The organism is Microbulbifer mixtoriginis (SeqCode) (genome assembly GCF_052466695.1).
Genome location: NZ_CP174285.1, coordinates 2,091,647 through 2,106,165 on the forward strand (window position 1 = coordinate 2,091,647; position 14,519 = coordinate 2,106,165).

General features: G+C 45.8%; 6 protein-coding genes. 4 read left to right on the forward strand and 2 right to left on the reverse strand.

Translation table 11 applies throughout. The features are described from left to right. Positions 1-97: 97 nt before the first annotated feature. On the forward strand, positions 98-2,134 hold the full coding sequence (locus ACJJI0_RS09345; protein WP_444885648.1) for an oxidoreductase: 2,037 nt from the start codon (positions 98-100) through the stop codon (positions 2,132-2,134). Positions 2,135-2,273: 139 nt separating this feature from the next. Here ACJJI0_RS09345 and ACJJI0_RS09350 read toward each other — a convergent pair whose 3' ends face one another. After that, complete coding sequence (locus tag ACJJI0_RS09350) at positions 2,274-3,545, reverse strand: MDR family MFS transporter (RefSeq protein ID WP_444885649.1); 1,272 nt, start codon at positions 3,543-3,545, stop codon at positions 2,274-2,276. A gap of 574 nt (positions 3,546-4,119) precedes the next feature. Here ACJJI0_RS09350 and ACJJI0_RS09355 point away from each other — a divergent pair. From ACJJI0_RS09355 to ACJJI0_RS09365, 3 genes are all read left to right on the forward strand, one after another. Beyond that, positions 4,120-8,499 carry a CapA family protein gene (locus tag ACJJI0_RS09355; protein WP_444885650.1) on the forward strand — a complete coding sequence of 1,460 codons (4,380 nt, stop codon included), beginning with the start codon at positions 4,120-4,122 and terminating at the stop codon, positions 8,497-8,499. A gap of 542 nt (positions 8,500-9,041) precedes the next feature. Further along, positions 9,042-10,607 (forward strand): carboxylesterase/lipase family protein, encoded by a 1,566-nt coding sequence (locus tag ACJJI0_RS09360; RefSeq protein ID WP_444885651.1) that lies wholly within the window; start codon positions 9,042-9,044, stop codon positions 10,605-10,607. 10 nt (positions 10,608-10,617) lie between these two features. After that, positions 10,618-11,166: a histidine phosphatase family protein gene (locus tag ACJJI0_RS09365; protein ID WP_444885652.1), complete on the forward strand. Its 549-nt coding sequence runs from the start codon at positions 10,618-10,620 to the stop codon at positions 11,164-11,166. A 78-nt stretch (positions 11,167-11,244) separates the two neighbouring features. Here ACJJI0_RS09365 and pepN read toward each other — a convergent pair whose 3' ends face one another. Next, positions 11,245-13,875, reverse strand: a complete 2,631-nt coding sequence (pepN, locus tag ACJJI0_RS09370) for an aminopeptidase N (protein ID WP_444885653.1) — start codon at positions 13,873-13,875, stop codon at positions 11,245-11,247. Positions 13,876-14,519: the final 644 nt, after the last annotated feature.

Below are 14,519 nucleotides of genomic sequence, written 5' to 3' on the forward strand. Positions count from 1 at the left end.
TTTCGCGTCAAAGGCTCTTGTTATCCTGCTGGGCAACGATATGCACTTTTTTGCATATATAAATGAACCCCAAAGGTTACAAGAAGAGAATTTTGCCATGTCCCAAGCCTACCCTAATATGCTTGCCCCCCTGGACCTGGGCTTCACCACCCTGAAAAACCGGGTGCTGATGGGCTCCATGCACACCAACCTGGAAGAACACCCCGGTGGCTTTACCCGTTTGGCGGCATTCTACGCTGAGCGCGCCCGCGGTGGCGTTGGCCTGATTGTAACGGGGGGTATCGCGCCCAACGAAGAGAGTGGCGTATTTAAGGGTGCCTCTAAAATGAACACCCCAGAAGAGGCGCAACAGCACCGGGAAGTGACCGAGGCCGTTCATGCCGAAGGCGGCAAAATCTGTATGCAGATCCTGCACACCGGCCGCTACGCTTACAACGAAAACCTGATTGCTCCCTCCCCCATCCAGGCTCCGATCAACCCTTTCACTCCGCGCGAGCTGACCAGTGAGGAAATCGAAGGCCAGATCGATGATTACGTACGCTGCGCCACCCTGGCCCGCGAAGCCGGCTACGACGGCGTAGAGATCATGGGCTCCGAGGGTTACTTTATTAACCAGTTCATCGTAAAGCGCACCAACAAGCGTACCGATAAGTGGGGCGGCAGCTTCGAGAATCGTATCCGCCTGCCGATCGAAGTCGTTCGCCGTGTGCGCGAGGCTGTTGGCGAAGACTTTATTATTATCTACCGCCTGTCCATGCTGGACCTGGTGGAAGATGGCAGTGACTTCGACGAAGTAGTTGCCCTGGGCCAGGCTATCGAAAAAGCCGGCGCCACGATTATCAATACCGGTATCGGCTGGCACGAAGCGCGCGTTCCCACTATCGCCACCAATGTACCACGCGCCGCATTTACCGATATTACCGCCAAGGTGAAACATCACCTGTCTATCCCGGTAGTTGCCAGTAACCGCATCAATGTGCCGGAAGTGGCCGAAGAAGTGCTGGCCTCCGGGCAGGCCGATATGATCTCCATGGCGCGTCCATTCCTGGCAGATTCCGATTTCGTCAACAAGGCCGCAGAGGGCCGCGCCGATGAAATCAATACCTGTATTGGCTGTAACCAGGCCTGCCTGGATCACACCTTCCAGCTGAAGCTCACCTCCTGCCTGGTCAACCCACGCGCTTGTCATGAGACTGAGTTGAACTACCTGCCTACCGAAAACGTGAAAAAAGTTGCTGTTATCGGTGCCGGCCCCGCTGGTTTGGCTGCCTCCACCGTTGCCGCCGAGCGCGGACACCAGGTAACCCTGTTTGAAGGCAGCGACAAAGTCGGTGGCCAGTTTAATATCGCCAAGCAGATTCCCGGCAAGGCAGAATTCCAGGAAACCCTGCGCTACTTCAAACGCCGCCTGGAAGTGACTGGCGTTGAGGTCAAACTCAACACTATCGCTACCGCAGAAGACCTGCAGTCTTTTGACGAAGTGATAATCGCCACCGGTATCGAGCCGCGCACTCCACCGATCCCCGGTATTGTGAGCGACAAGGTGCTGGGTTATCTGGACGTATTGAAGCATAAGAAACCAGTCGGCGAAAAAGTGGCCATTATCGGCGCGGGCGGTATCGGTTTCGACGTAGCGGAATACCTGACTCACGACGGCCCCCACTCCACCGAAGAGGAAGTGGTTGCCAGCGATAAAGAAGAGTTCTTTAGTGAATGGGGTGTGGATATTGAGCTGGAACAGCGCTCTGGCCTGAAACCCCGCGAAGCGGTAAGCACCCCTCGCCAGGTTTATCTGCTACAACGTAAAACCACCAAAGTGGGTGCGGGCCTGGGTAAAACCACTGGCTGGATTCACCGTGGCAGTCTGCAACACCGCAAGGTTGAGATGATTGCCGGTGCTCTTTACGACAAAATTGACGAGCAGGGATTGCATGTTCGCGTAGGCGATGAAGAGCGATTGCTAGAGGTGGATAACATTATTGTCTGCGCTGGCCAGGAACCTGCTCGCAAACTCTATGAAGCACTGCAGGAGCGCGGAGTGAAGACCCACCTAATCGGTGGTGCTGACGAGGCCGCGGAGCTCGACGCCAAGCGCGCCATTGACCAAGGCTCACGCCTCGCCGCAGAGATCTAAAAAAATTCCCCGGCAATATTCTTGTCGGGGATTTTCTCAGGCAAATCAGAACGGGAAATTCCATGCTTAATACTGGATTTCCCGTTTTTTATGCCTCACAGACACCATCTATTTCTATATCTGAAAAACCTCTTTTTAACTATCCAGTGATTTTGGCACTTTCACCTGAAGAGATTGTCTGCTCTTTCTGCACCGGCCACTGTGGGCGGGAGAGGTAAGCTGTTGTGCGATAAAGCGCGAATACGACACCGCAAAGCGCCAGCAACATCCAATAAAGCGTCGGTCCACCCCACCACTCTAAAACCACCCCTCCAGCCAAAGGAGCCAGGGCCCAACCAAGAGCGTAAAAGGAAGAGGCCCCAAAATAGGTACCGCGTAAATGCTCAGGCGCCAACCGATCTATCTGTACACTCATGGTTGGAAAGAGAATCGCTTCAGCCAAACTGAGGACAAAGGTCGCCCCCATCCAGCCCCAAAACCAGTGCACCGGATTGAGGGCAAACCACATTTGTGCCGCGGCCAATATCACCAGCCCGATCATAATTCGCCCATTAATATCCAGCTTGCGCATCAATTGCATAAGTGGAAACTGCAATAACACGATGGTCATTGCGTTCACAAAGATCATACTGGATATCAGCTCAACCAATCGCGGGGCCTCCGCCCGTGTCAGATATTGCACCAGACTGGAATCCATATGGGCATAGATAAACATCGTGAGAATATTGGCAACAATCACCACCATAAACACATGGTCCCTGCGCAATATCGCCAGGGTACTGCCTAAATCGACAGAACCATCACCATTGCTCTTTGAGAGCTGTCCCTTCTCTGTTTTTGCAAATCCCCAAATAAACGCCAGCGCCAAAAGCAGATAACTGAGAGAAGTTAAGCCAAAGGTGGACTGCTGCGCACTAAGCCCCGCCCAGACACCAACAATGGGCCCTAATGCCGCTCCCGCATTAATAAGGAAGTAACGCAGCTGCAGAGCTAACTCACGACTCGCCTGGTTATCCATTAAGTCGCCAATCAATGCGCTGGCTGGCGGTTCCCAAACAGCGCGACCAATTGAGCAAAGAGTCATCGCCAGAATAAATCCCGCTAATGTCTGGGTCACTGCCAACAGCGCAAAAGAACATAAGTTTATTAGCGAACCTAATAGCAGGATATTCCGACGCCCATAGCGATCAGACAAGGCCCCCACAAAAAAGCCCAATAGCGCCGCACCAATTGCTGAGGCACTGAGAATCAAACCAATTTCCGCTGCACCCAACTCAAATTTATTGAAAAGAAGAATGGCCAGAAAAGGCCAAACCATAAAATAAGTGCCACGACTAAAAAAACTGCCTACTAATATTATCCAGACCAGAGGAGGAAATCCCCTGAGGTTCTGCCACCAATTCCAACGCATTGCCTAATACTCCACTTCTATTTCTTCCTTGTTCTCTAAAGGCCCTCTAAGACTCTTTGAGCTCCGCACCTGGTAGTAAGATTCAAACAAAACCAGGGAGGACAACCCTTCGCACAGACTTAACGCCCATGTGCCGCCTTAAAAGTCGACAGGGTAATCAACCGCGAGAACCAATTTTTAATTGGTCGGTTAATAGTTTTCTGACAAAAAACCCGAAAGGGTCGCCTTTCGGGTTTTAGGGATTGGCAAGCGTATAACCTGCAAACTCATTCAACCTGGAGTTAACCCTTTTAAGTTGCTTAAGGGTTAATTGTGAGAACCTTCGGCACTTTGCGTGCCTTCCATTCTTAAGCGCGGTATCCCTAATACTATCCAAGTGGATTAGTTTTGAAAACCTAATTTTCTATATTCATAAAAAATTTATCTGATCAGATTTTTCCTGCAAGATTTCTCTCATTACCAGCAGAATCTGTTCGCATGTCTATACTCCAGCAGGAAAGTCCTCTTTTAGTTACCCAGCAAAGCTATACGAATAATGTAGCCGTCACCCCGATCCACAGAGAATAATAGCGACATGTCCCTATCCAGCATGCTTAGACGAGCACGCCCCATGGTAGAACGGGCACTGCGTGATCTCAGCCCACCCTATACGCTTTTTTTTTCTATCAGTGACGCCAAGCAACGAGCTCAAGTACGGCACACCCATGCTAAGGACTTCCCAAGCGCTTGGCAGACTCTCACTGAAATTACCCACAAGGCAGCTAAAAGCTCCAAAATAGAACCCTGCTGGCTACGGGTAGATTGGGTTACCCGCAGGAGCACAATGACTCTTGCCGGTTTACATGAACTTCTCCAGGACACCAAGCGCTCCTACTTCCGCTACGGCCTTGCATTGGATGTCGATTGCAAATTTGCTTTTCTCGAACAAGAGCTTAACGGGAATGCCATGCTACATGGCGGCGATAAAATCGAGCATGGATTCCTCAATGAAAAGAATTTTACTTCATACTTCAAGAAACGTTTTAACCAGCAAGAAGATCTGGATTTCTCCGATGAACGAAGCATTGTACTTCTGACCACTGCAGGGCTTTTTTGTGAAAAAGAACTGGAGCCTTTGTGCCTATATGAATCGGGATTGAATACTGGACGCCGGGTTATTGAAGAGCTGGATAGCCAGAATGTTACAAAGATTATTGAAAGTAGCAGCCATTATCTAGCTAGTCAGGTAAAGCCCAGTGGGCATTTTCACTATGGATGGTATGCCTGTTTCGATCAAGAGATCATCAATAACAAAAACTTATGCAACGCAAGTAGCATCTGCGCGATGGTTGAGGCCTGGGAAGTCACCAAAGAGTATTCTCTATTGGAAGCCATAGAGGAGGCATTGAAATATCTTACCTCTAAATTAATCCAAATAACTTTCCCAAACACAAGTGAAGCCGCTGCCTTTTGGGTAGAACAGCATAGTGAAATCAACCTAGCAAGTAACGCGGCAAGCCTATTAGCCCTGGTTAAATATTCTGAGGCTTTTCAGTGTAGGACTTATGCAGACCTGATGGAGCAATTAGCCAGAGGCATAGAATTTATACAAAACCTGGACACTGGGCAGCTTCCCCTTGTTCTGGAGTTTTCTTCTTTCACCATTAAACAACAGCCGGCCTCGAATAACCCTCTGGGTAAAGCGGCTTTCGCATTAATATGCCTTTATGGCTGGGATAAGAATCCGCGCTGGTTAACACTGGTAGAGAAAAGCTTGGATCATTTTATAGCGACTGAGCACTGGCGCACTCACGATCACTGGGTGAGCCACTGTGTAAATCTGCTCACGATTTATAGGCCGAAGGAGAAATACTATCAGTTCGGTATCCGTAACTTTGTCAGTATTCTGGACTTTGTCGAGAAGCATATAACTGCATCCCCAAGGTTACTCGAGTTAATGGTGGCTGCGGCAAAGATGATCTCGGATCTAACCACTCAAGAGGCATATCAATATCTACTGGACCAAATTGATCTTGAACACTTTTATCGTGCATTACATGGTAGGGCCAATCACCTATTAAACGGCTATTTTTGGCCTGAGATTGCCATGTTCTTTAAGAATCCGACGAGAGTCACTGGCAGTTTTTTTACTCGTCATGAAAACTTCAGGGTCAGATTAGACGAAGTGAGTCATTGTCTTTCTAGCTTGATCGCCTATAGGAAATATCTTTTATCCCAAGCACCTAAAAAAACAGGGGCAACCGCCAATCTATACCAATCCAAAATCATTACTGATGGGCAAGCCACCGCGCCCCCTATCGTTCAAGATCAGCCAGTGATTGCCTGGGGCGGTGATGTAAATCTGGGGCGCAGACAACACTACCGTACAGCCCAGCTGGGCATTGAACAGGTTCTGGGGCATGTCCCAGCAATGAATAATGCCGATCTCAGCGTTATCAACCTGGAGTGCGTGATCGCCACTAGCGGTGAGCAGGGTATTCCAAAGGGAGAGGCCTCCCCATATTATTACCGCGCTAGACCAGAGATGCTGTCCATACTCATTAATGCAGGAATAGACATAGCCTGTACTGCCAACAATCACAGTGGCGATTATGGGCCTGCCGCATTAATGGAACAGGGGCAGTGGCTTGATTACACAGGGATTGGACATTCAGGTTCCGGCAGGAATCTAGAGGAGGCACTCAGCCCTGTAATCAGACCTGCTGGAAATATCAATGTAGCGATATTCTCTCTTGATGCCACCCAGCCTCGTTATGCTGCCGGCCCCACGCATCCTGGTTGTGCTCACCTCCCCCTATCAGTACCAGAGCTATGGTACGACACTCTGCGGCCCCTTATTACTGCAGCTCGCAAGAAAGCCCAGGTGGTTCTGGTAGCCGTGCACTGGGAAGCCAACCACAAGGCTCACCCCTGTCCGCAGCAAGTCATCGCAGCCCACAAAATTATAGAGGCTGGCGCAGATGGTATTCTGGGCTCTGGCAGTCACAATCTACAAGGTATAGAACTCTATCAACAGCGCCCTATTATCCACGGTGTCGGGGACTTACTCTTTGATTGTATCCGTGAAAGCGTGTCCGATAGTGGCGTTTTTCGCCTGCACCTAAGTACCAGTGGCATTGAGCAAATCACATTTGCTCCTGTTGAAGCTGGTTTTGGCTACTCAAAGCAGTTATATGGTGAAGCTGCTAAAGCACACTGTAAAAGGTTTTCCCAAATTTGTTTGTCACTGGGAACTCAACTCCATTTATGTGAAGACGGCACAGCCAATCTAAAGCTTACTCCGCCCTCACGCTTGGCAAGAAAACTCTCTATTAGTAGCAAAACTACTTATCGGCAAGAAAAGATATTGGCAAAACGCCCAATAAACCCCCAATGGCAGGTTCCTTCGGTACCTGTTGATACCCAAATCCCCCCCCAAAAAATTGGCCCTCTAGTGCTACTGGGGGTTAAATTAACTCCTAGAGAGCTAATATCCCGACAGATGCTATGGGTGGAGTCCTATTGGAAAATCGAAAGTAAACTCTCTGAGGACTTCAGACTGGACTTCCGCGCTGTACCAACTTTGAAGAGTTCCATGCCCTGCTGGGGAACCTCTATGGACCACGACCCCTGTGACTGGCAGCTCCCCACTAGCCACTGGGAACCCAACACGATTTACCGTGATTTTTTTGGGCTTAGAGCACCTGAAAGCAGAGACCTTAGCAATGCGGAGCTACATCTATATGTCGGTTTGATTTCCAATAAAACTAAAATCAAGCCAATACCTATTCCAGGAGTAATGAGCAAACTAAGCCTCACTCCGCAACGTGAATACCAAAAGAGCAAAATTCCAGTTTATAGAAACAAGTTTCCAGACATTATTTATGATCATCTACCTGGGCAAACTTGGAATGCAGAACAGCTGGCCGCTATCTCTGGAGGCACCTGGCTGGAACCTCCCCCTAAAGATAAAGAGTGGTTCGTAAGCAGTGTAGTTTCAGATAGTGGACTTATTAAAGCATCATCAGAGCCAGTTCTCTTCGTTGCACATACAAACTTGGATCGCTCCTACCATGCGCCGATTCCGAAGGTCTCAGCAAAATTCTGGGATTCTCACAAAAAACTACCATCGTTTGCTGACCGAATTGCCGGAGCTATAGTCTCACGCCCTATCCCCGGACTGCCTAAAGGACTGCCAGTGTTAAAGGTGGATGACCCTCTTAAGACGATCATAGAGCTAGGTTTTGCAGCCCGCGAGCGTTTCGATGGTGAAGTCATTGCTATTACTGGAACATCAGAGAGGCTTCCTATACGAAACATGATCACACATACACTTGGTCCAAAGGATAAAGTCCTAACCAATTCTGGTGCAGACAACTCATGCATAGCAGCCCCATGTGTGTTAGCCAGTCTAAATAAGGATCATGAAGCTGCGATTATTGAAGTTACGCAAAGTGCCCTCAGTATGAAGCCTGGGCCAATTACACATCGTATTAAACCGACAATATCTTTAATTACTGAAATTGATTTACCGTCCACTAACCAAACGGCAACTTCAGTAGCCGACATGGCCAAATTGTGTTCCCGGATCTTTGAAGGTTTAACCGCTCCTGCTATTGCAATAGTTGGAGAACACCTTCAATGCTTTGACTATATATTCAAAAAGGCTAAGAAACACGCTCGAAGAGTTATTCTATTTGGGGAAAGCACTAATGCCGAAGTCCGTATCAATAAAACATGCGCAAACGACAATGATGACTCGGTTTCCCTACAGTTACCAAATCGAGAATTAGAGATAAGTTTACCAAACTCAAGTAACGAAGTTTTATATCGCATAGCAGCAGTAATTAGTATTATCTATGCAATGAATGGCAATATTGAAGAGGCAGTTTCTAAACTTCAAAAAATCAATTTGAATGCGAAGCCCAAGCAACAAGCAACCATCTCTCCACCACAATATATCAACTGGATATGATCACTAAACACACAAACTAAGTTACAGTGGTCATCATTAAGGGAACGCATGAAGATCTTCAATCTCATAAGAATAACAAGCGACTAAAAAGTGGGACAAATTATCTCAAACGAGGTTTTTTTCTCATAAACGTTATAAATAGTGAAGTCAGCGTTTTCAAAGACAAGAAATTTGAAAATATGAATTTTTTATGAATGTAACATGACCAATCAGCTTGCAACATAAAATTCATGAAATCCCCAACCACTTCTTAAGGCCATCGCTTAATACCCGACCAGCAGTGTACTCCCCCATGACTAATCATCCTTCAAAACCCTAATCTAAACAAACCTCAGACTAATAGACAGCTAATACCCCACCGCCAGCAATCCGCTGACTAAATTATAATTCACTTCATTAAAATTACACTCAGGGTAGAAGTATGCACTCCCCAACAGCGCCTTTTTGTAAATATGATTTCAGTTGAGCCTGTAACAGTCATGCAACCATTCACACTGAAAAAACAAATCTGAGATTTCGCTTTAGAGATAGGGGCGCCAGAAATGACTAAGGATCCAGATATTGGCAAACACTTAAATAAAAATATGACGCCAATAATTGAAACTAGCTCTGGCCCCATCATCGGTAAAAGTGATTTGAAATTGGGGATCCATAAGTTTCTTGGGATACCTTATGCCCGCCCCCCCGTAGGAGAACTACGCTGGAGTCCTCCTGAAGAGCTCCTCCCCTGGACAACTCCATATCATGCAGAAGAATTCGGCATGCCGGCTGCGCAAAACCCATCCACATTAATGGAAGTCCGAGGACGAGATGGCGAAATTCCTGAGCGGGAGGAATGTTTACATCTCAACATTTTTTCTCCCCCAGTCAATCCCTCACAGAAGCTTCCAGTTATGTTCTGGATTCATGGGGGATCTTTCTATATGGGCTCTGGCTGTCAACCTATTTACAATGGTAGTTACTTAGCTGCCAGTGGCAGGGCCATCATCATTACATTCAACTATCGACTAGGCTCTTTTGGGTTTTTACGCCTCAAGGACATCAGCGAGATTCCCTCTACCGGTAATGAGGGCATTCTGGATCAAATTGCCGCACTTAAGTGGGTAAAGAATAACATCTCCGTATTTGGTGGAGACCCAGACAATATTACACTTTTTGGCGAGTCTGCAGGCGCTATGAGTATCGCCTCTATTTTGAATATTTCTGAATGTCAAGGATTATATGCCCGTGCCATTGTGCAAAGCGGCCACCCCAGAGCCCTTCACTCTATCGAGCAGGCAAACCAGATGGCAGAAGCCTTTACTTTTCATCTCAGGAAAATAAGTAAAGGAAAATCACTTTATCACTATACAGCAAAAGAACTTTTACAAGCACAGAAAAAAATTCTAGAAGCTACACAGCTACATCAAAAATGGGGAAAACTTCCGTTTAAACCCGTTATTGATAATAAACTTATAGAAGATACAAAACTTAGTAGAAAACCAACAGAAAAAGGCCTCCCACTCCTTTTAGGAAGCAATCTAGAAGAATGGAATTTGTTTAGTGCATCCAATCCGGAAATATATACACTTACTTATCAAAAGATTTGTAAACACCTAGAGTGGTTAATTCCTGAAGATAAGCTAAAACCCATTATCAATTATTATTATCAACAAGCCTCTATAACTAAAGATAATCATTGGCCAATATGGAGTAAAACCTGGAATCTAATGCTTACAGATATGGTATTTACCCTCCCAGGCCTCAGGCATCTCAATGGATATCCCGGTAATTGTTTTCACTACCATTTCACACAACCCCTTGCCTCTCAACCTCTGTTAGGGGCTTGTCATGCAGTAGAGCTCGGCTATGTATTTGGAACCCATGGCGAAGATTCTCTTAAGATGCTGTACGGTGGAGAAACCGAGGCCCATCTGCTCAGCGCCTCTATTCAGGGATCCTGGCTTAGCTTTGCTGAAATAGGTACTCCTGGAGGGGATTGGGCTGTCTATTCAGGCACCAACAGTAAGCGATTAGGCCAAAATTCAACCTCTAGAGAATTTAATGCCACGGATTTACTCAACTTATGGCAAGATATTCCCAATGAAGCCTTAAATAAATACCTATAAAATCAAAAGCATGATAAAAATTCTACTTGCCCGTCATGGTGAGGCCGAAAAAGGTCCCCTAATACCTGACCCAACTCTCACCACCTTGGGACATAAACAAGCCTCAACTTTAGCTCAAAGTTTCACTGAAAATACGGATCTTAATATAGTTAGTAGTCCCAAACTTCGCGCACAGCAAACTGCACAACCTTTAGCAGAGAAGTGGAGGAAAATCGTTACTTTAGAAAACAGAGTCAGCGAAATCCCTACACCCAAAGGGGTCACACTACAGCAACGCTTACCTTGGCTACGTTCTTTATTAGATCAGAATTGGGACCCCAACAATACACAACAAAAGAAGTGGCGTGACGGAATCATTCACTATCTTTTAAGTGTTCAAGAAGACACTATAGTATTTTGCCATTTTATGGTAATCAATTCTGTAGTAGCACATGTTCTAGATAACTCTAATATTCAGCAATTCCGTCCTGACTATACATCCATTACCGAACTAAAACTACTCAACGAAAAACTTAACTTAGTTAGCCTTGGCAGCGAGCGGATAAGACCAATATTATAAAGAAATTTAGAGTGCTTCACGCTCAAGTCAAAAATGGGGCAATTTATCGCCCCATTTAACGAACTTGACAACTGAGCTTTAGTTTATACTTTTACTCACCACCTCAAAAACATCCTTAGATAACCCACCAGAATCAAGAATACCCTGAAGAGCCTCTCTCATTTTACCCGAAAGATCATCACTGTATTTTTGCCAGCGTGTAATCGGCACAACAAGCCGTGCTGCTATCTGTGGATTAATTTTATCTAGCATAACGACCTGCTCAGCAATAAAGAAGAAGCCGCTACCATCTTCCTTATGAAACTGCTTAAAGTTTCGATTAGCAAAGCCACCGAGTACCGCTCGAACTTTATTTGGATTTTTAATCTCAAAGGAGGGATGCTTTATTAAATTTTTGATATTGGCAAGAGTCCCGTTTCGGGCACTGCTACTTTGCAGCCCTAACCAAAGCTCCACAACTTGAGTATCATCTTTCCAGCGCTGATAGAATTCTTGTATTGCCGAATCAACCTTCGGAGCACTTCCGTAGTTAATCAATGCACTAAGTGCTGCGGCGCTATCAGTCATATTCCCAGCTGTCTCAAACTGCTTTTGTACAATATTTAACGCATCATCTTTTTCTGTAGCTGCAAGATAAGATAAGCAAGTATTTTTCAAGCTTCGCTCAGCAATATCTTTTGCATTGGGACTATAGGGTTTCTGGTGATCCAACGCTGTATATCTTTGTAACAGCTCAGGAGCCAATGCCGTTGCCAAAGTTTTTAATGCGAAGTCTCGCGCTACAACTATCGCTTCAGCATCAATAAGATCATTCATCTCTGCAACGGATTGCTCACTTGGCAATCGTAGTATTTCTGCCACTAAGGCGGGATCTAGTGTGCTATCTTTTAGCACATCCCGGTATGCCTCTATCAGTTCAGGCTGTAACTGCAGTGCCTCTCCACTACGATAGTCTTGCTGTAGTTGTGTAAGGGCCATAAATGCAAGACGCTGCGATGCATCCCAACGGTTAAACGTATCTGAATCATTACGCATCAGGAAAATCAACTGTTTCCCGGTATAGGGGTAACGAACCTTGACAGGCGCAGAAAAATCACGCAGAAGTGATGGCAGGGGTTTTTCCCGAAATCCACTAAACTCAAAGAGTTGCTCAGGCTGAGTAACCTCTAGAACTTCCTCAATGTCCCCTTCATTGTTGAGAATAGAGTTATTTCCATCCACATCCAGCAAACCAATTTTAATCGGGATATGAAGTGGTAGACTTTTATCCTGGTTCGCCCTAGCTGGGCAAGACTGAGAAACTTTAAGGCTATATCTGCCCGTTGCTTGATCAAAGCTGTCTGTAACCTCTAAGATTGGAGTTCCAGCTTGGCTATACCAATGTCGAAACTGGGTGAGGTTTACCTGATTAGCATCTTCCATCGACAGGATAAAATCTTCACAGGTTGCTGCACTTCCATCATGTCGTTCAAAATAGAGATCGCTACCTTTGCGAAACTTCTCCTTCCCCAATAGGGTGTGCAACATCCGGACTACTTCCGCACCTTTTTCATATACTGTTAATGTATAGAAATTGGAAATCTCTATGTAAGAATCTGGTCTTATTGGGTGAGACATGGGGCCCGCGTCTTCAGCAAACTGGTTGGTTCGTAATAGTGAAACATCTTCTATACGCTTAACAGCCCGAGAATTCATATCAGCAGAAAATTCGGCATCACGAAACACCGTAAAACCTTCTTTTAAACTGAGCTGAAACCAATCCCGGCATGTAACTCTATTTCCCGACCAGTTATGAAAGTACTCATGCCCAACGATAGATTCTATTCTCTGGAAGGCAGAATCGGTTGCTGTCTCAGGACTCGCCAGCACACAAGCTGAATTGAAGATATTTAGCCCTTTATTTTCCATGGCCCCCATATTGAAATGATCTACCGCCACGATCATAAAAATATCTAGATCATATTCTCTGCCATATACTTCCTCATCCCAACTCATAGCCTTTTTCAGGGAGCGCATGGCATGCTCGCATTTACCGATGTTTTTTGCTTCAGTAAAAATTTGCAGTTTTACTTCACGCCCGCTACTAGTAGTAAAAGTATCCTCTACATTTTCCAAATCCCCTGCCACCAAAGCAAATAGATAAGATGGTTTCGCAAAAGGATCCTCCCAGGTCGCAAAATGACGACCATCCTCACAATCGCCAAAATCAATCTGATTACCATTGGATAGCAATACAGGATGATCTTTTGGCGCAACGATAGTAGTGGTGAATTTCGACATCACATCCGGACGATCGGGGTAAAAAGTTATCTTTCTAAACCCTTCTGCCTCACATTGTGTGCAATACATACCATTTGATAGATACAAACCTTCTAAAGAAGTATTATCTTCAGGATTAATTCTATTATGGATTTCCAATATGAATTCAGGCTTATCCACCAATATAGACAATCCCTGGAGGGTTTCTTGATATGAGACCTTGGGAAGAATTGAACCATCAATTGCAATAGATAACAGCTCTAAATCGACGCCATCCAGAAGTAAAGGCGGCAAACCTTGACCCGCCTTGGGGTTCCTACGGATTTTTAGCTGTGACTTTACCAGAGTCGCCTTGGGCTCCAATTCAAAATGAAGATCTGTGCTATCTACCAGATAATCTGGTACTTGATAATCTTTGAGGTAAATAGTCTTCGGCTGAGCGTCTTGCATTTTTTAAATATCCTCATTCAATTCGCCCCCATGGAAGATTAATTCCGTGTAAATTGGGCTCGTATATGCCAACACAGGCTAAAGAAAACATAAATAGATAATACCTCTTCTAATCTTGAATATCTTTAAGATCCATCCCCCGTTTACCAATCACAAATTAGGCTCATTTTGCACAGCTCAAGCAACGTTTCCTAAACAGATTCAATACCCACCCAGAATCATCGCCGTGTTTATCCCTCTAGCGGATGGTCAATTTTTTAGCTATGTAAGCCTCTCTCCACCAATCACCGACTAAAAATCTTATATTTTTAGTTTGATAAGAATGGGGTTCTTGGACTGTTTGTTGGTCCATTGACAGAGGCAGTGGTTTAGTAGGGGTAAACTGATCATCTTCTAATCAATGAAAACTTCTAGTTACCCGCCCGCCACTCCTGTGGCAGATTTCAGCCTGAACAGCAACTCTAACCACGTGCGGACTGCCCCCTATCGTACGTGAGAACCCTCACAACAAAAGCAATTATAAGACTCCTGCTGATAGCTTAAAACTATTTAACATGCACCTTAATCACTGAGTGAGCCTACAAAAGATTCCAGGTGTTGCAGGTCAAGATACCCCTCTCTCATGATGTATCTGCATTGCTATC